We start from the raw sequence: 22362 nt of genomic DNA on the forward strand, positions 1-22362 counted from the left end.
TGCGATTGAATTCCGGGCATAAAAAAACGCCAGCATTTGCTGGCGTTCTTTTGGTCGCGGATCAGTCTGCGACGCGCTTGTGGCTTAGCCCAGCAGGGTAGCCCAGCCTTCAACCACGTCACCGCCCCACTTGGCTTTCCACTCTTTCAGAGTTTTGTGGTTGCCACCTTTGGTTTCGATGACTTCGCCGTTGTGCGGGTTTTTGTATTGTTTAACTTTGCGAGCACGCTTGGTGCCAGTAGTTTTTACTGCGCCGCCACGTGGAGCCTTGGTTTTGGACTCTGGATCCAATAGGGCAATGATGTCACGCAGGGATTTGGAGTATTCGCCCATCAGGGTGCGCAATTTGCCTTCGAATTCCAGCTCGGTTTGCAGTTTGTCGTCTTGGGACAGGTTCTTCAAACGGGCTTGCAGCTCTTTGATAGCTTCTTCGGTGGCGCGATATTCGTTGATCAAGGACATGAGGACTACCTTATGTTGGCGCTGGATGACAGGGTGACAGTGCGACAATAATAGTCAGGGTGTTTCATCAAGTAAACATTTAACCGAAGTTTTACTTAAATTAGTTGCGGTGAATAGGACACACATTGGAGAGGCAGTTAAATAGCGTCACAAATATTCACAGTTAACCTCTTGAAGGCTGGCTACAAGAGCACCATGCACTGGCGTATGGCACCGCCGGAACCTGTGCCGATGACCGCAATCCGCAGCCGCGCGTCATCAATACTGCAGTTTTGCTGCGCAATCGCTAGAATGGCGGCCTTTGCGAAGTTCTGGAGTTTCCCCCTCATGCGCACTTTTCGGCTGGTGATTGCTTGCCCGGACCGCGTCGGTATCGTTGCTAAAGTCAGTAACTTTCTGGCGTCACATAACGGCTGGATCACTGAAGCGAGCCATCACTCGGACAATCAGAGTGGCTGGTTCTTCATGCGTCACGAAATTCGTGCCGATTCGCTGCCTTTCGGTATCGAAGCCTTTCGCGAAGCGTTTGCACCGATTGCCCAAGAGTTCTCGATGGACTGGCGCATCACCGACACCGAGCAGAAGAAGCGCGTGGTGTTGATGGCCAGCCGTGAGTCCCATTGCCTGGCTGACTTGTTGCACCGCTGGCACAGCGACGAACTGGACTGCGAAATCGCCTGCGTGATTTCCAACCATGACGATTTGCGCAGCATGGTCGAGTGGCACGGTATTCCTTACTACCATGTACCGGTCAACCCGCAGGACAAGGAGCCGGCCTTCGCCGAAGTCTCGCGCCTGGTCAAACAGCACGACGCCGAAGTGGTGGTACTTGCCCGTTACATGCAGATTCTGCCGCCTGACTTGTGCAGCGAATATGCCCACAAAGTCATCAACATTCACCACAGCTTCCTGCCGTCGTTCGTCGGCGCCAAGCCGTATCATCAGGCTTCGATGCGCGGTGTGAAGTTGATCGGTGCCACTTGCCACTATGTCACCGAAGAGCTGGACGCCGGTCCGATCATCGAGCAGGACGTGGTGCGTGTCAGCCACAGCGACAGTATTGAAGACATGGTGCGCTTCGGTCGTGACGTCGAGAAAATGGTGCTGGCCCGTGGTCTGCGTTATCACCTGGAAGACCGGGTGTTGGTGCACGGCAACAAAACCGTCGTGTTCTGACAACCATACGGTTGAAATCCGAAGGGCCTGGGCGTTCAATCGCTTCAGGCCCTTCGCCGTTTCTGCACCGAGGACATGACCATGGCCGATCCGCTGGATAAAGCCGTTTCCAAGGCGCCCGCCACATTGGGCGAGGGCTGTTTGAGCCGCTACGATCCGGACGACCTGAGCCCCGAAGACGGCACGGAGTTTCCCGGCGCCGCCGAGTTGTGGGAGCAGTTGCAGGACGATTCCGACGATACAGCCAGGGAGGCCTGAAAAGATCCTGTGGCGATCTTTAAGCTTGCTTGAACTTCATCAACTTCTTCAGCAATGGCCGCCCGAGCATCAGCAGAAACACCGGGCCACCGACCACCAGATAGAAGTAATAAGTCACTGTCCGCCAGATCAGAATCGCCGCCGCCGCGGTGGATTTCCCCACCATCGGCGCCAGCAGCGCCGCCGATGTCAGTTCCGCCGCCCCGGCACCGCCCGGCAACAGACTGAATTGCCCCGCACTCAATGACAGCATCTGGATCAGAAAGCACCAGGCCCATTGCAAGTCCACGCCCAGCCCGCGTAATGCCAGATACAGCACGCTATACCGCAAGACCCAATGCAGGCAGGTCAGGGCAAACACCGTGATCAATGTTTGAAAGGGTAACTTCAGTGTGTCGGTGAATGCCGCCAGGAAGTGCAGGAGCTTTCGCGCCCAACGAAGCCGGGTCGCTTCCTTGACATTGAAACGGGCGAGCAACCGACCACTCAGGCGAATCAGCGAACGGTGGCAGCGAGCCATCAATACACAGCTGAACAGCCCGCCGAACAACGAGATGGCGCTGACCGTCAGCATCCATTCCAGGCGCTGACTGAGGTGCTGGAACAGTGCATAAATCAGAATCGCGCTCAGCGCGCAGAGAAAAAACAGCAAGTCGCTCAACTGGTCCATGGCGAACACGGCGCTGCCCCTGGCCGGCCGCACGCCGTGGCGCGCCAACAGGGCCATGATGGTCAGCGGTCCACCACTGCCGCCGGGGGTGGCGCAGTAGGCGAACTCGGCGGACATCACCACCCCGAGGCTTTTGAGTCGGCTCACCTTGTCACGCTGATCGCCCAGCAACAGGCGCAAGCGCAGGGTGTTGAGCACCCAGCACAACAGGATCATGCCGAACATGATCAGCAGCCATTCCAGCGGGAAGCGTTGCAACCGTGACCATGTCTCGCCGCCGCCCAGCAACGCCGGGATGAGCACCGCAGCGAGCAGCGCGATGACCAGCAGAATTCCCCGGCTCATGCTGCGCGACCGATGGGGTCGCGTTGCAGTTTCAACCAACCGGCCTTGGTCATCGGCACACGGCCCTCGTCGAGCAAGCGCTTGAGCGTTTGCAGCCAATATTGACGCGAGAACTCATGTCGCATGTCCACCGGGTGCAGGCCGAGACGAATCACCGGCGCCTGGCGCCAGCGCTGTTCGCGCTGATCGCTGACGATTTTCGACAGGCCACGGCGCCAGGCGCTGCGTGCGCTCCAGACCAGGCCTGGGGCATCGATCGCAGTGAAATCCGGCAAACGATACAGGTACTGCGAATCGCTGGTGTAGCGCAGCGGTAACTGACGCAACGCCTGACGGGTGCCTTCGCTCATCAGCCAGGCGGGGGCGACAAAGCCTTCGAGCGGCCAGTTGTAGCGATGGAATACCTCGATTCCGGCGCGCAGGCGGGCGAGGGCGGCGTCTAGAGGCAGGTCATAGAACTCGCCTTCATGGGTATAGATCCGGCGCATGAACCAGTCTCGGGGAGTGGTGGGAATCGACCCTTCATCGCAATGGTAGTAACCGTGCAGTACCAGTTCGTCGCCGCGAGCGACGCGACGGCTCAGCAAGTGTCGAAACTCCGGATGTGCGTCAAGGTCGTCATGTTTGTGGAAATTCGGCACCACCAGCCAGGTCATCGGCACTGTACCCAATGCGTCGACGGCTTCGACGAAGGCCTGGTAATCGGGCCAGGTCTGCGGTGCAACGTCGTGTAGCACCAACAACAGACTGGGTGTGTTCATGGGCTCAGCCATTGGCGATCAGCGGCCATTGCGTGCCGAGTACGGCGTGATAGTGCCCCAGCAGGCTGTGGACCACGGTGTCCCAGGCGTAATGTTGCTCGACATGTCGGCGGGCCTGTTTGCCCAACGCGGCGCTGCCTTGGCTGAACAGTTCGCGAACGGTGTTGGCCATCGCCACTGGATTGTTCGGCGCGCAGAGCAGGCCGCATTGATCGGTAACAATCTCTTGAAAAGCCCCGGCCGCCACGGCCACCACGGGAATGCCACTGGCCATGGCTTCGAGAACCACCAGGCCAAAGGTTTCCTGATCGCCGGCATGCACCAGCGCGTCGGCGCTGGCCATCAGGCGTGCGACTTGCGCTGCCGGGCAGAATTCATCGAGGACGGTGACATTGCGCGGCACCAGGGTCGGCATCGACGAGCCCACCAGCAGCAAGTGGTAGCGACGCCCCAGGCGTTTCATGCAGTTGAGCAGCACCGGCAGGTTTTTTTCCTTGGAGCCGCGGCCGGCGAAGATCAGCAGGTGAGTGTTTTCATCGATGCCCAATTCGGCCCGCAGGCCTGGATCCCGAACGCTGGGGTTGAACGTTTGCAGGTCGACGCCCAGGGGCTGTACGAAAACGTTCTTCACCCCCAACCCGATCAGTTTGTCGGCCATGACCTGGCTTGGCGCCAGAACCCGGTCGAAGTTGCCGTAGAGCTTGCTGACATAAGCCTCGACATTGGGTGTAACCCAGTTGCCCATGCGATTGCTGACCAGCATCGGCAGGTCGGAGTGATAAAAACCGATTACCGGCACATCGAGTTGTCGCTTGGCGTCCAAAGCGGCCCAGGCGGTCAGGTAAGGGTCGCCGACTTCAATCAGATCGGGTTGTAAATCTCGCAGAACATTGCGCCACGGTCCGAGACGGAGGGGGAAGCGATAACCCTTGCCGAAGGGCAGGGCGGGGGCCGGAACCGTATAGACACCATCCTGTTCACTCAAATGCGCCCCTGGGACCAGCAGGCTATGGCAAATGCCGGGTTTGATGCCCAAACGACGGTGCTTGGCATCCAGATACGTGCGCACGCCACCGCTGGCAGGGGCGTAGAACATGGTTATGTCAGCGATATGCACGATGAACATCCCTCCGGGTTCGATGTGCTCCCTTTGGTTGACCTATATGAAGGATAGATGTTCGGTTGGGTTTTGCGGCGATGCCGAGGGCTTTGGACCGTTGAGTGGCGAGGGAGCTTGTTCCCGCTCGGCTGCTAAGCAGTCGTAGAATCAGCTGGTGTGTTCAATCTGACACACCTTCAATCCCGATTTTGGGGTCGCTTTGCGACCCAGCGGGAGCAAGCTCCCTCGCCACGGTGTCTGTGAACAGACGCTAGATACGGAAACTGCCTACCAATTGCTTCAATCGAGAAGCCTGTTGCTCAAGGTCCGAGCACGCCCGCAGGGTCGATTGCAGGTTTTCCACGCCTTCCTGGTTCAGCGTGTTGATCTCGGTGATGTCCACGTTGATCGACTCCACCACCGCCGTCTGTTCCTCGGTCGCCGTGGCCACCGACTGGTTCATGCCGTCGATTTCGCCGATGCGCAACGTCACGCTGTTCAGGCGCTCGCCCGCCAGGTTGGCGATTTCCACGCTGTCCTGGCTGTGGCGCTGGCTGTCGCTCATGGTGCTGACGGATTCGCGGGCGCCGACTTGCAGCTCTTCGATCATGGTCTGCACCTGTTGCGCCGACTCCTGCGTGCGGTGCGCCAGGTTGCGTACCTCGTCGGCCACCACGGCAAAACCGCGCCCGGCTTCACCGGCCCGCGCTGCTTCGATGGCGGCGTTGAGCGCCAGCAGGTTGGTTTGCTGGGAAATGCTGGTGATCACTTCGAGAATCTGCCCGATGTTCACGGTTTTGCTGTTCAGCGATTCGATGTTGGTGCTCGAAGCGCTGAGCATGCTCGACAGCTGATTCATCGCGGCAATGCTGCGATCCACCACTTGCTGGCCGTCTTCGGCCAGGCTGCGGGCATCGCTGGCCTGATTCGATGCCTGGGCGGCGTTACGGGCGATTTCCTGAGCAGCGGCGCCGAGTTGGTTGATGGCCGCGGCGACGCTGCTGGTGCGCGAAGCTTGCTGGTCGGAGTTGAACATCGACGAGTTCGAGGCCGCCACCACCCGCAAGGCCACTTCGTTGACCTGGCCGGTGGCCGAGGACACTTCGCGGATCGATGTATGAATTCGCTCCACGAAACGATTGAACGCCGTGCCAAGGACGCCGAATTCGTCCTGATTCTGGATGATCAGGCGTTTGGTCAGGTCGCCTTCACCGTCGGCGATGTCTTCCATGGCGCGGGTCATCACGTGCAGCGGCTGGATCAGCAGGCGGATCAGCATGCCCAACAAGCCAATGATGATGGCCACGGCAATCAGGGTCGCGATGATCGCCGAGGTGCGGAATTCGCTGAGCATGGAGAAGGCTTTGTCCTTGTCCACCGACAGGCCGATGTACCAGTTGACCGAGGACAGTCCCTTGATCGGGGTGAAGGTTACGATGCGGGTTTTGCCGTCGACTTCGATCTCGCTCGGCTTATTACCGATGACGGGCGTGTCTTGTGGGTAGACGTCCTTGAGGTTTTTCATCGCCAGCGTTTTGTCCGGGTGGACCAGGATCTTGCCGTCGGCGCTGACCAGGAACGCATAGCCCATGCCGTCGAAGTCCAGCGCGTTGAGGCTGTCGGTGATCGCTTGCAGGCTCAGGTCGCCACCGACCACACCGATGTTCTGACCGTCCTTGAGAACGCTGTCGACGATGGAAATCACCAACTGGCCAGACGCCAGGTCGATGTAAGGTTCGGTCAAGGCCGACCCGCTGGTGCTTTGCGCGCTCTTGTACCAAGGGCGGACGCGAGGGTCATAGCCGTCGGGCATCTTGCTGTCCGGACGGATAATGAAGGTGCCATCCTTGTTGCCCAGGTAGGCACCCATGAAGGTCGATGTGACAGCCTTCTGTTCCAGCAGTTTGGCGACGTTGTCGGTCTCGGCGTTCAGGGCAACGGTCTGTGACAGGTTTTCGATCAACAGGCTACGACCCGCCAGCCAGGTCTGAATGTTCTTGGCGGTGACGTTACCCATTTCTTGCAGGTAGTTGTCCAGGTCGCGGCGTATCGCATTGCGCTGCAAATAGTCGTTGTACAGTGTGAACGAAGCGAATGCGGCGATAACGATCAGGGCGGCGGCAAGCAGTATTTTATGGCTGAAGCGCAGGTTTTTATTCATGGCTTGGGGTCCGCTAGGTCTTAATGTCCAGGGCGTGCTTTTATAAAGGCACGCAAATTGGGCAGTGTTGAAAGTAAGCTGATAGTTCCGTCTCTCCTTAGGGAATTACCGACGCTATTTTCAGTCTGGTCTCTCGGTTGTTATCGGCCATGCAGGATCAAAGATTAACCATGGGTGACAAAATGCCTGACTCATCGCAACTCGTTATCGGCGCTGACCTCGCTGGCCAGCCAATCGCCCAGGCCATGCGCCTGGCGAACCGTCACGGTTTGGTAGCGGGCGCTACCGGGACCGGTAAAACCGTTACGTTGCAGCGCCTGGCCGAAGCGTTCAGCGATGCAGGCGTGGCGGTGTTCGCGGCGGACATCAAAGGCGACTTGTGCGGCCTGGGCGCCGCCGGTAACCCTCAAGGCAAGGTCGCGGAGCGGATCGCCGGCATGCCCTGGCTGAACCATAAGCCTCAGGCGTATCCGGTAACCCTGTGGGATATTCACGGTCAGTCCGGTCATCCATTGCGCACCACTTTGAGCGAAATGGGGCCGTTGCTGCTCGGCAGCCTGCTGGAGCTGAGCGACAGTCAGCAGTCGGCACTTTATGCGGCGTTCAAGGTGGCCGACCGCGAAGGGCTGTTGCTGCTGGATTTGAAAGATTTGAAGGCTCTGCTCAATCACCTGCGTGATAACCCCGTATTACTGGGCGATGACGCGGCACTGATGACCACCGGTTCCAGCCAGGCACTGTTGCGCCGTTTGGCGACGCTGGAACAGCAGGGCGCCGAAGCGTTGTTCGGTGAACCGGCACTGAAACTGGAAGATATTTTGCAACCGGCGATGGACGGTCGCGGGCGCATCCATTTGCTCGACGCCAGCCGTCTGGTGCACGAAGCGCCGAAGGTCTACGCGACGTTCCTGCTGTGGTTGCTGGCTGAATTGTTCGAGCAACTGCCGGAACGCGGCGATGCCGATAAACCGCTGCTGGCGCTGTTTTTCGACGAGGCGCACTTGTTGTTCGCCGGTACGCCCAAGGCGTTGCAGGATCGTCTGGAACAAGTGGTGCGGCTGATCCGTTCGAAAGGCGTGGGCGTGTATTTCGTCACCCAATCGCCGGGGGACTTGCCGGATGATGTGCTGGCTCAGTTGGGCCTGCGTGTTCAGCATGGCTTGCGCGCGTTCACCGCCAAAGAGCAGAAATCCCTGCGGGCAGTGGCCGAGGGCTTCCGGCCGAACCCGGCATTTGATGCCTTGTCGGTGTTGACTGAGCTGGGCATCGGCGAGGCGTTGGTCGGCACCTTGCAGGACAAGGGCACGCCGGAGATGGTCCAGCGTGTACTGGTCGCACCGCCGCAATCGCGGATCGGGCCGCTGACCGAGACTGAGCGCACGGTGCTGATTGCCGGTTCGCCGTTTAAAGGGCGATATGACAAACCGGTTGATCGCGAATCGGCCTATGAAGTGCTGATGGGGCGCAAGGGGTTGGCGCCGGAGCCTGAAACCGCACCGGGCAAACCTGCACCCGAAGAGCCGAGTTTTACCGAACAGGCCGGGGAATTCCTCGGTACGGCGGCAGGACAGGCGCTTAAATCGGCGATGCGACAGGCGGCCAATCAATTGGGCCGACAACTGGTACGCGGGTTGATGGGGTCATTGCTTGGGGGCAGCAAGCGCCGCTAGCGAGTGTACGCAGTCAAAATGTGGGAGCGGCGGTGTGGCGCTCCCACATTAAATTTGAGTCAGGATTTAGGTTTTGCGTGCGCCGCAAGGCGCTCCAGCGCCGCCCTTAGATTCGGGTCGGTAATCCCGTCAGCCGTCGCCTGAATGGTCGCCGCGGCATCCGTCGACAAATCCATGGTATGCCCAGCCGCTCCTTGCTGAACGGTCGGTGGCTGCACCTTGAACAGGATCCGCGTCAGGCTGGCGAACTCGTCGAACAGCTGTAACTGGCGTTGCAGACGCTTTTGTTGATAACGCAGGCGGGTGGCCCAGTGACCGTCGGTGACAATCAGCAATAAACTGCCTTCGCGCCACGACGCCACATGGCAATGCTCGCGGGCGGCCGGTTGCAGCTGGCTTTCCACCAGACGTTGCAAATGACCCAGGCGTTGAGCGTGGCCAAAGATGGCTTTCAGCGGTTTGGCTTCGCGAAGCAGAACGGCGGGTGCTCTGGCCGTGAGAGGGCGAAATGCCATGATCGAACACCTGAAGTAACAGAACGGCCATGGTAACAGAAAGCACCCGCTGGTCCCGACCCATTGCTTTACGAGCGCTTTACCCATTAAATCAACGAGTAACTTGTACCCTCAATGGGTTGAAGTTCAGTAAAAAGCCCTTATTTTAAGTGAGCCCCGTCACAGCGCAGTGCATGCATCGTGGAACAACGCCACTTTCCTCACCATCGTTTCCGGGTAGAATGCTCGTTCGCATGCGGCCATGAGGGCTGCACGGGCGACTCACGGGGCCGCCCTCCATCCCTTTAGTGTGGAAGATCCTGCCGATATGTTTGCGCCTTTGTTAAAGAAACTTTTTGGAAGCAAGAACGAGCGTGAAGTCAAACGCATGCTCAAGACGGTGCAGCTCGTCAATGCCTTCGAAGAGCAAATGGTGGCCCTTTCGGACGATCAATTGCGTGCCAAGACCAACGAGTTCAAGGCCCGCCTCGCCAAAGGGGAAACCCTCGACAAGCTGCTGCCAGAAGCCTTTGCGGTCGCCCGCGAAGCCGGTAAGCGCGTCATGGGTATGCGCCACTTCGATGTCCAGCTGATCGGCGGCATGACCTTGCATGAAGGCATGATCGCGGAAATGCGTACCGGTGAAGGCAAGACCCTGGTGGCAACACTGGGCGTTTACCTCAACGCGCTGTCCGGCAAGGGCGTGCACGTTGTGACGGTGAACGACTACCTGGCCCGTCGTGACGCCAACTGGATGCGTCCGCTCTACGAATTCCTCGGCATGACGGTCGGCGTGGTCACGCCATTCCAGCCGCCGGAAGAGAAGCGCGCCGCTTACGCCGCCGACATCACCTACGGCACCAACAACGAATTCGGTTTCGACTACTTGCGCGACAACATGGCGTTCAGCATGGAAGAAAAATTCCAGCGCGAACTCAATTTTGCCGTGATCGACGAAGTCGACTCCATCCTCATCGACGAAGCCCGTACCCCGCTGATCATCTCCGGTCAGGCCGAGGACAGCTCCAAGCTGTACATCGAGATCAACAAACTGATCCCGCAGCTTGAATTGCACATCGAGGAAGTCGAAGGGGAAGTCACCAAGGCCGGCCATTACACCATCGACGAGAAGACCCGTCAGGTCGAACTCAACGAAGCCGGTCACCAGTTCATCGAAGAAATGCTCACCCGCGTCGGCCTGCTGGCTGAAGGCGAGAGCCTGTATTCGGCGCATAACCTGGGCTTGCTGACTCACGTCTATGCCGGCCTGCGTGCGCACAAACTGTTCCATCGCAATGTCGAGTACATCGTGCAGGACGGTCAGGTGGTGCTGGTCGACGAACACACCGGCCGTACCATGCCGGGTCGCCGTTTGTCCGAAGGTCTGCACCAGGCCATCGAAGCCAAGGAAAACCTGAACATCCAGGCCGAGAGCCAGACCCTGGCGTCGACCACGTTCCAGAACTACTTCCGTCTGTACAACAAGCTGTCCGGCATGACCGGTACCGCGGACACCGAAGCGTTCGAATTCCATCAGATCTATGGCCTGCAGGTCATGGTCATCCCGCCGAACAAGCCGTTGGCGCGTAAAGACTACAACGACCTGGTGTTCCTGACCGCCGAAGAGAAATACGCGGCGATCATCGGCGACATCAAGGAGTGCATGGCTCAGGGCCGTCCAGTGCTGGTGGGTACCGCCACCATCGAAACGTCCGAGCACATGTCCGGCCTGCTTCAGAAGGAAGGCATCGAACACAAGGTTCTGAACGCCAAGTTCCACGAAAAAGAAGCCGAAATCATCGCTCAGGCCGGTCGTCCGGGTGCACTGACCATCGCCACCAACATGGCCGGTCGTGGTACCGACATCCTGTTGGGCGGTAACTGGGAAGTGGAAGTGGCTTCGCTGGAAGACCCGACCCCTGAGCAGATTGCCCAGATCAAGGCCGACTGGCAGAAACGTCACCAGCAAGTGCTGGAGTCGGGCGGCTTGCAGGTGATCGCTTCCGAGCGTCACGAATCGCGTCGTATCGACAACCAGTTGCGCGGTCGTGCCGGTCGTCAGGGCGACGCCGGTTCCAGCCGTTTCTACCTGTCGCTGGAAGACAGCCTGATGCGCATCTTCGCCTCTGACCGGGTGAAGAACTTCATGAAGGCGCTGGGCATGCAGTCCGGTGAAGCGATCGAGCACCGCATGGTGACCAACGCCATCGAGAAGGCTCAGCGCAAGGTTGAAGGCCGCAACTTCGACATCCGTAAGCAGCTGCTTGAGTTCGACGACGTCAACAACGAACAACGTAAAGTGATCTATCACATGCGTAACAGTTTGTTGGCCGCCGACAATATTGGCGAAACCATTGCCGATTTCCGTCAGGACGTGCTCAACGCAACCGTCAGCGCACACATTCCGCCACAATCGCTGCCTGAGCAGTGGGACGTGTCCGGTCTGGAAGCGGCGTTGCAGAGCGACTTCGGTGTGGCGCTGCCGATCCAGCAATGGCTCGACGAAGACGACCACCTGTACGAAGAAACCCTGCGTGAGAAGCTGCTCAACGAACTGATCGCCGCGTACAACGAGAAAGAAGACCAGGCCGGTGCCGAAGCACTGCGCTCCTTCGAGAAGCAAATCGTACTGCGCGTGCTCGACGACCTGTGGAAAGACCACCTGTCGACCATGGATCACCTGCGTCACGGCATTCACTTGCGTGGTTATGCGCAGAAGAACCCGAAGCAAGAGTACAAGCGCGAGTCCTTCACCTTGTTCTCCGAGCTGCTGGATTCGATCAAGCGCGACTCGATTCGTGTGCTGTCGCACGTTCAGGTGCGCCGCGAAGATCCGGAAGCCGAAGAGCAACGTCTGCGTCAGGAAGCCGAGGCGCTGGCTGCGCGCATGCAGTTCCAGCACGACGAAGCGCCTGGCCTGGAGCAACCGGAAGTGTTGGGTGAAGAGATCGATGTAGCTCTCGCCACCGCACCGGTACGCAACGAGCAGAAGCTGGGCCGCAACGAGCTGTGCTACTGCGGCTCGGGCAAGAAGTACAAGCATTGCCACGGGCAGATCCAGTAAACCCCGTTTCAAACGCTGAAATACCCGCGCCGCGACCGGCTTCTGCCGTCGCGGCGTTTTGCCATTTAAACCACCGTCCATCGCACTGACGGTGCCAACATTTTTTAAGGAGCGCATTCATGGCTGTTGGTCTTGGTCCTTTGCCAACGTTGCACCCGGTTGCCGGTTTTGAACTCGGTATCGCCTCGGCCGGTATCAAGCGCCCGGGGCGCAAGGATGTCGTGGTCATGCGCTGTGCCGAAGGTTCCACAGTGGCGGGCGTGTTCACCCTGAACGCCTTTTGCGCCGCTCCCGTGATCCTGGCCAAGCAACGCGTGCAAGGTCCGGTACGTTACCTGCTGACCAACACCGGCAATGCCAACGCCGGCACCGGCGAACCAGGCCTGGCCGCCGCCGAGCGCACCTGCGCCAAGCTGGCTGAGCTGACCGGCGTTGATGCCAGCCTGGTGCTGCCGTATTCCACCGGCGTGATCGGCGAACCGCTGCCGGTCGAGAAAATCGAAGGCGCGTTGCAAGCTGCCCTCGATGATTTGTCGGAAAACAACTGGGAAGCTGCCGCCACCGGCATCATGACCACCGACACTCTACCCAAGGGCGCCAGTCGTCAGTTCCAGCATGACGGCGTGACCATCACTGTCACCGGCATCAGCAAAGGCGCGGGCATGATTCGCCCGAACATGGCGACCATGCTCGGTTACATCGCCACCGACGCCAAAGTCTCCCGCGAGGTGCTGCAAAACCTGCTGCTGGACGGCGCCAACAAGTCGTTCAACCGCATCACCATCGACGGCGACACCTCGACCAACGACTGCTGCATGCTGATCGCCACCGGCAAGGCCGCACTGCCGGAAATCACCCGTGCCGAAGGCGAGCTGTTCGCCAAGTTGAAACAAGCGGTATTCGAAGTGTGCATGGACGTGGCCCAGGCCATCGTGCGTGACGGCGAAGGCGCGACCAAGTTCGTCACCGTTGAAGTCAACGGCGGCGGCAATCACCAGGAATGCCTGGACGTCGGTTACACCGTGGCCCACTCGCCGCTGATCAAGACTGCGCTGTTCGCCTCCGATCCGAACTGGGGCCGCATCCTGGCCGCTGTAGGCCGTGCCGGTGTACCGAACCTGGACGTGAGCAAGATCGACGTATTCCTTGGCGAGGTGTGCATCGCCAGCCGTGGCGCGCGTTCTGCCACCTACACCGAAGCCCAGGGCGCGGCGGTGATGCAGCAGGAAGAAATCACCATCCGCATCGAGCTGGGTCGCGGCGATTGCAGCGAAACCATCTGGACCACCGACCTGTCCCACGAATACGTGAAGATCAACGCCGAGTACCGCACGTAAGACAGATCGCTTTCGCGGGCAAACCTCGTTCCTACAGGTCACACCACCTGTAGGAGCGAGCGGTGCGGCGATCCGACTTGCCCGCGAAGACGGACCACCAGACGCTAAAGATTCTGGCTTGTACTCTTACCAAAAGGCGCCCGAACATGAGCCTCCACCTGATCATCGGCGACAAACTGTATTCTTCCTGGTCCCTGCGCGCCGCGCTGGCCCTCGACCTGACCGGCGCGTCCTACACCGAAGAACTGATCAAGCTGAACCAGCCGGACACCCGCGCACGCGTGCTCAAGCATTCGCCGACCGGGAAAGTCCCGCTGCTGAAAAGCGAACACGGCACCATCGCCGATTCGCTGGCGATTGCCGAGTACCTGGCCGAGCAATTTCCCGATGCCGGCCTCTGGCCCAAAGACACCGCCGCCCGAGCCCAGGCGCGTTCGGCCTGCGCGCAGATGCACAGCGGTTTCTTCGCCATGCGCGGCAACATGCCGTTCGACCTGAGCCACAATGCGCCGTTGTTGCCGACTCCGCCTGACGTTCAGGCCGAGATCGAGCGCATGCTGGCGTTGTGGGCTGAATGTCGTGCGGCCGCGACTGAAGCCGGCCCGTTCCTGTTCGGTGGCGCGACCCTGGCCGATGCGTTTTTCGCACCGATCGCCGTCCGCCTGCGCACCTATCAAGTGAAGCTGCCCGAGGTCGATGCAGCCTATGTCGAAACCATTTACCAATGGCCAGCTTTCAAGGCCTGGCAGAAGGCAGGTCTGGAGGAGGTCGGGCAGTGAAACGAGTACACGTGGCCGCGGCGGTTATCCGCGATAGCAACGGCAAGATCCTCATCGCCCGGCGTGCCGACACCCAGCATCAGGGCGGCTTGTGGGAGTTCCCCGGTGGTAAGGTCGAGGATAACGAATCCGTCGAAACCGCCCTGGCCCGCGAGCTTCACGAAGAGTTGGGCATCGTGGTCAATACCGCGCGACCGTTGATCAAGGTTCGCCACGACTACCCGGACAAGCAGGTGTTGCTGGATGTCTGGGAAGTCTCGGCGTTTACCGGCGAACCCCATGGTGCCGAAGGCCAGCCTTTGGCCTGGGTGACTGCGCGGGAACTGCTGGACTACGAGTTTCCGGCCGCCAACCAGCCGATCGTCGCGGCTGCACGCTTGCCCGGCGAGTACCTGATCACCCCGGACGGTCTGGAAACCCCGGCCTTGCTGCGCGGTATCCAGAAAGCCATCGCGGGCGGCATCAAGCTGATTCAGTTGCGTGCGCCCAATGGCTATGACCCGCAATACCGCGATTTGGCGGTGGACGCGGCAGGGCTGTGTGCCGGCAAGGCGCAGTTGATGATCAAGGGGCCGTTTGAATGGCTGGGGGACTTTCCGTCCGCCGGCTGGCACATCACTGCCGCGCAGTTGCGCAAGTACGCGGCGGCCGGCCGACCGCTACCGGCGTCGCGCTGGTTGGCGGCGTCCTGCCACAACGCTGAAGAACTGGCGCTGGCCGAGCAGATGGGCGTGGACTTTGTGACTCTGTCGCCGGTGCAGCCGACCCAGACGCACCCGGATGCTCAGCCGCTGGGTTGGGAGCTGGCGTCGACTTTGATCGAAGGCTTCAGCAAACCGGTGTTCTTGTTGGGTGGTGTTGGCCCGGTAGAGCGGCAGAAAGCCTGGGAAGCGGGCGCGCAGGGTGTGGCGGGGATTCGGGCGTTCTGGCCTGAGGCTTGATTTGCAGTGCTGTGATCATTCCCACGCTCCGCGTGGGAATGATCAGTCGATCAGTTTGAAGGTTTCGCCGCAGGCTGCCATAAAATCTCGGCAATCCCCTGGCGCTTGGCAATCAACCGTGCCGCCACAAACAACAAATCCGACAACCGATTGATATACGCCAGGCCCACCCCGGCCAACGGTTCGATCGTATTCAACTGCTGACACCGGCGTTCGGCACTACGCGCCAGGCTGCGGCACACGTGGGCCTGGGCAATCAGCGCCGAACCGCCGGGCAGAATGAAATTCTCCAGCGGCCCCAGCTCTTCATTCCACACATCAATGGCCGCTTCCAGCCGTTCGATTTCTGCCGTGTTCAGTGCCTGATACACCGGCATCGCCAGTTCGCCACCGAGGTCGAACAACCGATGCTGGCAGGGCGCCAATACCTCGATCACTTCGCCAAGCCCGGGAAACTCGCCACTTTGCGCCGCCAACCCGGCCAACAGCACGCCCACCTGGCTGTTCAGCGTATCGACCTCGCCAATGGCCTCGATTCGCGGATGGTCCTTGGGCACCCGGCGGCCGTCACCAAGCCCGGTTTCGCCTTTGTCACCGGTGCGGGTGTAAATCTTCGACAAACGAAAGCCCATGGTTACCTCGACAGCTGATTGAGTTCTTGAGAGTTCACCGCAGTGCCCGACAAAGGCAGGCGCAAGGTGAAGCAAGTGCCTTGGCCCGGCGTCGATTGCACTTCCATCTGGCCCTTGTGGTTGTTGGTGATGATGAAATACGAAACCGAGAGCCCAAGACCGGTGCCCTGACCGATTTCCTTGGTGGTGAAGAACGGCTCGAACGTGCGTTTGCGCACGCTTTCGCTCATGCCGATGCCGTTGTCCTCGACCTGGATTTCCGCCCACGGCGGATTCAGTTTTGTGCGCAGAATGATCCGCCCCGGTTCGCGGTCGTCTGTACGCTGGTGAATGGCTTGCGCAGCGTTTTTCAGCAGGTTGAGCAGCACCTGTTCCAGTTCGTTGGCGGTGCCGGGTACCGGGCCCAGCGCCGGATCGAACTGGCGAATGATCGCCTGGCCCTTGAAGTCGAAGCCGATGGCCAGGTCGAAGTCGTTGCCGGCGATTTCCACCGCTTGATCGATCAGTGCCGGCAGGTCGCATGGCGCCATTTGCCGAGTGCTGCGGCGGCTGAAGCTGAGCATGTGGGTCACGATCTTCGCCGCCCGGGCGCCAGCCTGCTGAATGCCGTCGAGCAGCTGCGGTACTTCACGCGCTTTCAGGTACTTATTGACCGTTTCCAGTTCGATGCCCATTTGCTCGGCCTGTTCGAGGTTCTTCGGCAGGTCGGGGGACAGACGTCGACGAATGTTCTGCACATTGTGCAGGATTGCGCCCAGCGGGTTGTTGATCTCATGGGCCATACCGGCGGCGAGGCCGCCGACCGAGAGCATTTTTTCCGACTGCACCATCATCTCTTCCAGGGACAGACGCTGGGTGATGTCGTCGATCCGGATGACCACGCCACGTCCGGCACCGCCCATCAACGGGTAGAACGTCAGGGCGTAATGCCGGGGTTCGTCGTCCTTGGGCCAGGTAACGCGTTCGATCTTGGCCACCGTATGCTGCTCGACGGTTTGCTTGAGCTGCGGCAGGAACGGCTTGAGGGGTTTGAAGGCGAGAAAGATCGGCTGGTTCAAGGCTTCGTCCAGGCGCGTGCCGGACAGTGCGCTGGCCTCCTGATTCCACTGGGTCACGTAAAGCTGCTCGTCGAGGGCGATCAGTGCCGATGGCATGGAGTCGATGATGCTGTTGAGGTAGTTCTGGAAACCGGTAAGTTTTTTCTCGATCTTGCTCCGCACCTGAACTTCCAGTTCCAGCTTGCGGTTGGTGTGACGGGTTTCTTCGGCCAGCCCCTGGGCCTGGTCGTAAGCCGCCTGGGAATCGTCGCGGGCGCGCTTGAGCTGCTGCTCCCGGGCCTCGATGCGCGAGAGCATGGTGTTGAACGCTTCGGCGAGGCTGCCGATTTCGTCGTGGTTGCCGCGAGAGGCGCGCAGGGCGTAGTTCTCTTCCCGGGTGACTTGCCGGGACAGCTCTTCGAGCTGATGGATGGGGCGGGTAATCAGGCGTTTGATCTGCCGGGCGATCACCAGCCACAACAGCACGCTGAAGATCAGAATCCCCAGGCTGGCGGTCAGGGTCCCGGTGTAGAACGCCATCGGCAATTCGCTGCTGGCCACCAGCAGCAAATGCCCGGGAGCGGTGCCGGGGCGGGGCAGGGTGATCACTTGATTGCTGCGAAACTCCGTGGCTTGCCAGGCTTCGAGGTGCTGGTAGTGCTCTGGCAGGCTCAGCATGTCGCCGTGTTGCAGCTGCGCCAGACGCGTACCCGTGCCGTCGTAAAGGGCTGCCGCACGCAGTGGTGAATAACTGTTGAGTTCGTTGAGCAGGCGTTCGGCGTTTTGCGGCGACTTCAGGGCGTCGGACACCAGGCTCGGGTTGGACACCAGTCGGCCGATGGTCTGCAGGGCCTGGGGGGCCATGCTTTCCTGGGAGATGTAATACGCGGCACTGATAAAGGTCAGGTTGGCGACCAGCAAAACGGTGGTCAACAGCACCAGCAGGGCGGCCAGCAGTTTCTGGCCGACCGGAAGGTTTTCAAGGCGCTGGCGCAATGGCATCAGGTTCATCGCTGAAAAGGAACAAGTGGCCAGCGTAGCCGCTGCTCAGTCGCTGGGCAATCCAAGGCTGTGCAGATGATCGATCAAGCGCTGCTGCAATTGATTGAGGTGGGGCAGGTTCAACTGATGCCGCGACGCAACTTTGCAGGCATGGCCCAAGAGGTAGCTGATTTCGGTGCGGCGCTGATTGGCGACATCCTGGTACATCGAGGAGAAATTGGTCGCGGTAGCCTTGATCACCCGTTCGACTTCCTCCCGGAGGTTTTCGGCTGCCGCCGGCTGGCCGCAGCGCTCCAGCAGTTCGGTGAGTTCGGCGCACAGGGTGGCCACTTCGCACTGATGTTGCTGCAAACCGCCGTTGCGGCATTCGTGCAGGACGGTCAACGGGTTGATCGCACAATTGAGCGCCAGCTTGCGCCACAGCCTGGTGAGAATGTCGGTGCTCCACTCATGGGGAATGCCGGCGTCGCTCAAGTCCTCCAGCCAGAACGGTGCCACTGGATGGCCGGCATCTCCCAGCCAGGTGTAACCATGACCGGCAAACACCACACGCCAGTCGCCATCGCGAAACGCGCCTTCGGTACTGGAAGCGAAGATGCAGCGGGCATGCGGGACTTGCGCGGCGACGGCGTCCTGGCTGCCAAGGCCGTTTTGCAACAGGATCAGTTCGGCGTCCGGTGTCAGTCGGTGGGAGAGTTGGGCCACGGCTGTTACGGCGTCATAGGCTTTACAGGCCACCAGCAGACGGCTGATCGGTCCGTCGCTGTCGGCTGTTTCGCCGGGCACCGGGTACAGCTGCGCTTCGCCGTGCTCGACCAGCGTCAGCCCGCCCGCCGCCTGATAGGCCTGCAGGCGCGCCGCGTCCCGTACGATCAGCCTGACCGGTACTGAAGCCCGTGCCAGACGGGTGGCCCACAACGTGCCGAGGCTGCCGGCGCCCAGAACATGCCAAGGGGTAGACATCAGCTTTTTACTCGGTTTGTCGCTGGCATGTGAGGCTCGCAGTATCGGTTGGAAAAGACCCGTTATAATGAGCCCGATTTTAACCGCAAGCCAAGCGCGCTCCATCGTTATCGAGCGCGCCTTTTTATTGGAGAAATTACATGCCGTCGTTCGACGTGGTATCCGAACTGGACAAACACGAAGTCACCAACGCGGTCGAGAACGCCGTCAAGGAACTCGATCGTCGTTATGACCTGAAAGGCAAGGGCAGCTTCGAGTTCAAGGAAAAAGACCTGACCGTCAACCTGACCGCTGAAGCCGATTTCCAGCTCGAAGCGATGATCGAGATCCTCAAGCTGGCCCTGGTCAAGCGCAAGATCGACGTGCAATGCCTTGAAGTCAAGGATGCCTACGCGTCGGGCAAGCTGATGAAGCAGGAAGCGGTCCTCAAGGAAGGCATCGACAAAGAGCTGGCGAAGAAAATCGTCGCCCACGTCAAAGATGCCAAGCTCAAGGTCCAGGCTGCCATTCAGGGTGAGCAGGTACGTATCACCGGTAAAAAGCGTGACGATCTGCAGGAAGCCATCGCCGCCCTGCGCGCCAAAACTTTCGACATGCCGCTGCAGTTCAATAACTTCCGCGACTGACCTTTCAAGCGGGAACCTCTCGGCGATTTCGACGTCCGAGGCCCAAGCAACGGCAGAAACGATCGGGCCTTATGGGGTCGGTCTTTCTGCCGCTCATTTTTTGCGTGCCGGGTAGCCGGAAATCAGGAGAAAGAAGATGGATTTGAATGCTGAAGTGGACAACCTCGTCAAGGCGTCTCAAGCCTGGATTCCGATGATCATGGAATACGGCAGCCGCGTGTTGCTGGCGGTGATCACCCTGGCCGTTGGCTGGTGGCTGATCAACAAAGTCACGCAAAAACTGGGCGGCCTGCTGGCGTTGCGCAACGCCGACCTGGCGCTGCAAGGCTTCATCAGCAGCCTGGCGAACATCATCCTCAAGGTTCTGCTGATCGTCAGCGTGGCGTCGATGATCGGTGTGGAAACCACCTCCTTCGTCGCGGCTATCGGTGCGGCCGGCCTGGCCATCGGTCTGGCCCTGCAGGGCAGCCTGGCGAATTTCGCCGGCGGCGTGTTGATTCTGTTGTTCCGTCCGTTCCGTATCGGTGACTGGATCGAAGCCCAAGGTGTTGCCGGTACTGTCGACAGCATCCAGATCTTCCACACTGTTCTGCGCACAGGCGATAACAAAACCATCATCGTGCCTAACGGTAATCTGTCGAATGGCATCATCACCAACACCAACCGCCAGCCGACCCGCAAAGTAGTATTTGATGTGGGTGTGGACTACGAGGCGGACTTGCAGAAGGCCCGTGAAGTGTTGCTGGACCTGGCCAAGGATCCGCGAGTGTTGACTGAGCCGGCACCGGAAGCGGTGATTTCCACACTGGGCGACAGTTCGATCACTGTTTCTCTACGGGTGTGGGTGAAGACTGCCGACTACTGGAATGTGATGTTCATGTTTAACGAACAATCGCGCGATCGCTTGAAGACTGCCGGCATCGATATTCCATTTCCGCAGCGGGTTATTCGCGTGGTGCAGGAATCGGCGGCGGTGTAAGGAACAGTCAATCAACTGATGTCTGACCTTTTGGTCAAACATTTTGCAAGCCCCGATCCTTTAAACACAATGCTGTAGCCAATAAAAAAGGCCCATCCGAAGATGGGCCTTTTTTTGATTACCGCGAACTAACTTTCTGCAATTACAGAATGTTGAGCGGGTAGTCGGTGATCAGGCGGAACTCAGAGATATCGCCTTCGCCTTCGTCTGCGTTGGCGGTGTGCCATGCTTGACGGATGCGGAACGACAGATCTTTAGCTGGGCCGGATTGAATTACGTATTTAACTTCCACGTTGGTTTCGTGGTGTTTACCGTCTGCACCGTACAGGCCAGCGTAAGGGCTGCCTGCTGGAGTGTTGGTGCCGTCAATGTCCCAACCTTTCACGTAACGGGTCATGAAGCTCAGACCAGGGATGCCGTATTCGGCCATTTTCAGGTCGTAACGGGCCTGTACCGATTTCTCGCCAGGGGCGTTGAAGTCAGAGTACTGGATGGAGTTGGCGAGGAAGATCGAGTCGCCACCACGGTTGTTTTTACCCACGCCGATATAGTCGAACGGAGTGTCGCCATTCACTTTCTGGAAGCCCAGGGTGATGGTGTGTGCCTTCAGGAACGAGAAAGCAGCAGCGAGGGAGTAGGCGGTGTTATTGATTTCGCCTGCTTTAGCGCTACCAGTGTCCCTGGTGTTGTAGATGTTACCGTCGAAGTTGATCGACTGATCGCCACCCAATGCGAGGGTGTAGTTCGCGTTGGCGTAGTACTGGTTCCAGATGTCTTCGAGCTTGGCACCGTAGAGCGACACGCTCAGGTCTGGGGTAATGCCGTACTTGCCACCGAAGTAGTCGATGGAGTTGGCTTTCACGCCAGCGTAGGTTGCCCACAGGTCGCCATCACGGGCATTTCGGTCCTGACTGGTCGCCGAGTAGAAGTGACCGGCTTCGAGGTCAAGGTCTTTGACTTCGCTGCTCTGCAGTTGGATACCGCTGGCAGTTTGGTGAAGGATGCGGGAGCCGCCAACAGCGAACACCGGAGAAGTGCTTGGCTGCATGTCGCCGATTTTCAGCTCGGTCTTGGAGATGCGGAACTTGGCGGCAGCGCCGGCTTTGCCCTGGTTGTTTTCGACTTCGCCATCATTGCCCACGGGCATGTTGCCGGTACCCGAATACTTGTCGGAACCGTCCAGCTTAATGGCCAGTTGGCCCCATGCTTCAACGCCAACACCGATCAGACCTTGGGTGTAGCCCGAGCTGTACATGCCCTGGATGCCCTGGGTCCAGTCTTTGTCATCGACGGCGCCGTCTTTCTTGTTACGGTTGTAGTAGTAGTTGCGAACCAGCAAGTCGAGCTTGCTATCTTCAACAAAACCTTTGGCGTCAGCCTGGTCACTTACGAAAGGTGCGGCCGTAGCCAATTGAGTACTGGCTGCTGCTGCAACTGCCAGTGCGATCATGCTCCACTTCATCACGCGCATCGTGATTTGCTCCTTTGGTTTTTAGAAGAGTACTGCCGTCCCACCTGTTTTATTATCTGGGCGGCTCTTTCTTTTTGTGTCGGCGCAAACTTATATCACGCCGACCCTATTGGCGATACTTGCACATCTAACCTTTCAGCTTCTTTACGACCCTGTCGCAAATGGCTGGGTAGATGTCGCAAATTCACAGTCCCGACGCAATCGGACTGACAACTTCAGCGCTGTTTTCCAGGGCTTGAGCATCGGTAAAAAAGAGTCCTTGGTCCTGCACTTGAATCTCCATCGGGCAACCCTGCCACTGTTTTTATTGGCCTTAAGGCTTCCACTTCCAGCGGAGCACTTATAGACGATACGGGGGTGAATGCAACAAGCGTGCACAAACCAGAATTCTGTTGCTGTTTTTTTCTGAAAGCCTGCCTGTTGCTGTAAAAACCT

19 protein-coding genes are annotated in these 22362 nt (G+C 59.2%); 9 read left to right on the top strand and 10 right to left on the bottom strand.

The window, feature by feature from the left end:
- Positions 1-84 precede the first annotated feature (84 nt).
- A complete protein-coding gene (gene mvaT, locus FFH90_RS07115; protein WP_007933316.1) occupies positions 85-462 on the bottom strand; it encodes a histone-like nucleoid-structuring protein MvaT in 378 nt (125 codons plus the stop codon).
- A 327-nt stretch (positions 463-789) separates the two neighbouring features.
- Here mvaT and purU point away from each other — a divergent pair, with 327 nt between their 5' ends.
- Both purU and FFH90_RS29940 read left to right on the top strand, forming a co-directional pair.
- On the top strand, positions 790-1638 hold the full coding sequence (gene purU, locus FFH90_RS07120) for a formyltetrahydrofolate deformylase (protein WP_018926525.1): 849 nt from the start codon (positions 790-792) through the stop codon (positions 1636-1638).
- 81 nt (positions 1639-1719) lie between these two features.
- The gene (locus FFH90_RS29940; protein ID WP_018926524.1) at positions 1720-1896 is read left to right on the top strand and encodes a hypothetical protein; all 177 of its coding nucleotides are present in this window, start codon (positions 1720-1722) and stop codon (positions 1894-1896) included.
- Positions 1897-1915: 19 nt separating this feature from the next.
- Here the strand turns inward: FFH90_RS29940 and FFH90_RS07125 are convergent, their stop codons facing one another.
- The 4 genes from FFH90_RS07125 to FFH90_RS07140 all read right to left on the bottom strand — a co-directional run bounded on the left by FFH90_RS07125 (position 1916) and on the right by FFH90_RS07140 (position 6932).
- Positions 1916-2911: a lysylphosphatidylglycerol synthase transmembrane domain-containing protein gene (locus tag FFH90_RS07125; protein WP_138866910.1), complete on the bottom strand. Its 996-nt coding sequence runs from the start codon at positions 2909-2911 to the stop codon at positions 1916-1918.
- Entirely contained in the window at positions 2908-3684 is a 777-nt protein-coding gene (locus FFH90_RS07130; protein WP_138866911.1) for a DUF2334 domain-containing protein, read from the bottom strand. Before FFH90_RS07130 ends, FFH90_RS07125 begins: the two co-directional genes overlap by 4 nt.
- Positions 3677-4798 carry a glycosyltransferase family 1 protein gene (locus FFH90_RS07135; protein ID WP_111454696.1) on the bottom strand — a complete coding sequence of 374 codons (1122 nt, stop codon included), beginning with the start codon at positions 4796-4798 and terminating at the stop codon, positions 3677-3679. Before FFH90_RS07135 ends, FFH90_RS07130 begins: the two co-directional genes overlap by 8 nt.
- A 244-nt stretch (positions 4799-5042) precedes the next feature.
- Positions 5043-6932, bottom strand: a complete 1890-nt coding sequence (locus FFH90_RS07140) for a methyl-accepting chemotaxis protein (protein WP_138866912.1) — start codon at positions 6930-6932, stop codon at positions 5043-5045.
- Between the two features lie 182 nt (positions 6933-7114).
- On the opposite strand from FFH90_RS07140, the gene FFH90_RS07145 reads away from it, so the two are divergent.
- Complete coding sequence (locus tag FFH90_RS07145) at positions 7115-8602, top strand: helicase HerA-like domain-containing protein (protein ID WP_138866913.1); 1488 nt, start codon at positions 7115-7117, stop codon at positions 8600-8602.
- A gap of 59 nt (positions 8603-8661) precedes the next feature.
- On the opposite strand, the gene FFH90_RS07150 is transcribed toward FFH90_RS07145, so the two are convergent.
- Positions 8662-9117: a DUF721 domain-containing protein gene (locus FFH90_RS07150; RefSeq protein ID WP_018926518.1), complete on the bottom strand. Its 456-nt coding sequence runs from the start codon at positions 9115-9117 to the stop codon at positions 8662-8664.
- A gap of 307 nt (positions 9118-9424) precedes the next feature.
- Between FFH90_RS07150 and secA the strand changes: the two genes are divergently transcribed.
- The 4 genes from secA to FFH90_RS07170 all read left to right on the top strand — a co-directional run bounded on the left by secA (position 9425) and on the right by FFH90_RS07170 (position 15217).
- A complete protein-coding gene (gene secA / locus FFH90_RS07155) occupies positions 9425-12160 on the top strand; it encodes a preprotein translocase subunit SecA (RefSeq protein ID WP_018926517.1) in 2736 nt (911 codons plus the stop codon).
- 119 nt (positions 12161-12279) lie between these two features.
- Entirely contained in the window at positions 12280-13497 is a 1218-nt protein-coding gene (gene argJ, locus FFH90_RS07160) for a bifunctional glutamate N-acetyltransferase/amino-acid acetyltransferase ArgJ (protein WP_019581492.1), read from the top strand.
- A 146-nt stretch (positions 13498-13643) separates the two neighbouring features.
- Positions 13644-14276 (top strand): glutathione S-transferase family protein, encoded by a 633-nt coding sequence (locus FFH90_RS07165; protein ID WP_019581491.1) that lies wholly within the window; start codon positions 13644-13646, stop codon positions 14274-14276.
- Positions 14273-15217, top strand: coding sequence for a Nudix family hydrolase (locus FFH90_RS07170; protein WP_018926514.1), 945 nt, complete (start codon positions 14273-14275; stop codon positions 15215-15217). The genes FFH90_RS07165 and FFH90_RS07170 overlap by 4 nt, the downstream gene beginning before the upstream one ends.
- 50 nt (positions 15218-15267) lie before the next feature.
- Here the strand turns inward: FFH90_RS07170 and FFH90_RS07175 are convergent, their stop codons facing one another.
- The 3 genes from FFH90_RS07175 to FFH90_RS07185 are packed head-to-tail and all read right to left on the bottom strand — an operon-like array spanning position 15268 to position 18851.
- Positions 15268-15849 (bottom strand): cob(I)yrinic acid a,c-diamide adenosyltransferase, encoded by a 582-nt coding sequence (locus tag FFH90_RS07175; protein WP_018926513.1) that lies wholly within the window; start codon positions 15847-15849, stop codon positions 15268-15270.
- A gap of 2 nt (positions 15850-15851) precedes the next feature.
- Entirely contained in the window at positions 15852-17888 is a 2037-nt protein-coding gene (locus FFH90_RS07180) for a HAMP domain-containing sensor histidine kinase (protein ID WP_064621203.1), read from the bottom strand.
- Positions 17889-17933: 45 nt separating this feature from the next.
- Complete coding sequence (locus FFH90_RS07185; RefSeq protein ID WP_064616351.1) at positions 17934-18851, bottom strand: putative 2-dehydropantoate 2-reductase; 918 nt, start codon at positions 18849-18851, stop codon at positions 17934-17936.
- Between the two features lie 140 nt (positions 18852-18991).
- On the opposite strand from FFH90_RS07185, the gene FFH90_RS07190 reads away from it, so the two are divergent.
- Complete coding sequence (locus FFH90_RS07190) at positions 18992-19477, top strand: YajQ family cyclic di-GMP-binding protein (protein WP_018926510.1); 486 nt, start codon at positions 18992-18994, stop codon at positions 19475-19477.
- A gap of 136 nt (positions 19478-19613) precedes the next feature.
- Positions 19614-20456, top strand: coding sequence for a mechanosensitive ion channel family protein (locus FFH90_RS07195; RefSeq protein ID WP_064616353.1), 843 nt, complete (start codon positions 19614-19616; stop codon positions 20454-20456).
- Between the two features lie 142 nt (positions 20457-20598).
- On the opposite strand, the gene FFH90_RS07200 is transcribed toward FFH90_RS07195, so the two are convergent.
- A complete protein-coding gene (locus tag FFH90_RS07200) occupies positions 20599-21927 on the bottom strand; it encodes an OprD family porin (RefSeq protein ID WP_018926508.1) in 1329 nt (442 codons plus the stop codon).
- Between the last annotated feature and the right edge of the window lie 435 nt (positions 21928-22362).

The sequence above is a fragment of the Pseudomonas sp. ATCC 43928 genome (assembly GCF_005938665.2).
Lineage (GTDB): Bacteria > Pseudomonadota > Gammaproteobacteria > Pseudomonadales > Pseudomonadaceae > Aquipseudomonas.

Bases quoted from the DNA above. Each gene is read 5' to 3' on its own strand.
- mvaT (WP_007933316.1), bottom strand. From the start codon at position 462: ATGTCCTTGATCAACGAATATCGCGCCACCGAAGAAGCTATCAAAGAG.
- purU (WP_018926525.1), top strand. From the start codon at position 790: ATGCGCACTTTTCGGCTGGTGATTGCTTGCCCGGACCGCGTCGGTATC.
- FFH90_RS29940 (WP_018926524.1), top strand. From the start codon at position 1,720: ATGGCCGATCCGCTGGATAAAGCCGTTTCCAAGGCGCCCGCCACATTG.
- FFH90_RS07125 (WP_138866910.1), bottom strand. From the start codon at position 2,911: ATGAGCCGGGGAATTCTGCTGGTCATCGCGCTGCTCGCTGCGGTGCTC.
- FFH90_RS07130 (WP_138866911.1), bottom strand. From the start codon at position 3,684: ATGGCTGAGCCCATGAACACACCCAGTCTGTTGTTGGTGCTACACGAC.
- FFH90_RS07135 (WP_111454696.1), bottom strand. From the start codon at position 4,798: ATGTTCATCGTGCATATCGCTGACATAACCATGTTCTACGCCCCTGCC.
- FFH90_RS07140 (WP_138866912.1), bottom strand. From the start codon at position 6,932: ATGAATAAAAACCTGCGCTTCAGCCATAAAATACTGCTTGCCGCCGCC.
- FFH90_RS07145 (WP_138866913.1), top strand. From the start codon at position 7,115: ATGCCTGACTCATCGCAACTCGTTATCGGCGCTGACCTCGCTGGCCAG.
- FFH90_RS07150 (WP_018926518.1), bottom strand. From the start codon at position 9,117: ATGGCATTTCGCCCTCTCACGGCCAGAGCACCCGCCGTTCTGCTTCGC.
- secA (WP_018926517.1), top strand. From the start codon at position 9,425: ATGTTTGCGCCTTTGTTAAAGAAACTTTTTGGAAGCAAGAACGAGCGT.
- argJ (WP_019581492.1), top strand. From the start codon at position 12,280: ATGGCTGTTGGTCTTGGTCCTTTGCCAACGTTGCACCCGGTTGCCGGT.
- FFH90_RS07165 (WP_019581491.1), top strand. From the start codon at position 13,644: ATGAGCCTCCACCTGATCATCGGCGACAAACTGTATTCTTCCTGGTCC.
- FFH90_RS07175 (WP_018926513.1), bottom strand. From the start codon at position 15,849: ATGGGCTTTCGTTTGTCGAAGATTTACACCCGCACCGGTGACAAAGGC.
- FFH90_RS07180 (WP_064621203.1), bottom strand. From the start codon at position 17,888: ATGCCATTGCGCCAGCGCCTTGAAAACCTTCCGGTCGGCCAGAAACTG.
- FFH90_RS07185 (WP_064616351.1), bottom strand. From the start codon at position 18,851: ATGTCTACCCCTTGGCATGTTCTGGGCGCCGGCAGCCTCGGCACGTTG.
- FFH90_RS07190 (WP_018926510.1), top strand. From the start codon at position 18,992: ATGCCGTCGTTCGACGTGGTATCCGAACTGGACAAACACGAAGTCACC.
- FFH90_RS07195 (WP_064616353.1), top strand. From the start codon at position 19,614: ATGGATTTGAATGCTGAAGTGGACAACCTCGTCAAGGCGTCTCAAGCC.
- FFH90_RS07200 (WP_018926508.1), bottom strand. From the start codon at position 21,927: ATGCGCGTGATGAAGTGGAGCATGATCGCACTGGCAGTTGCAGCAGCA.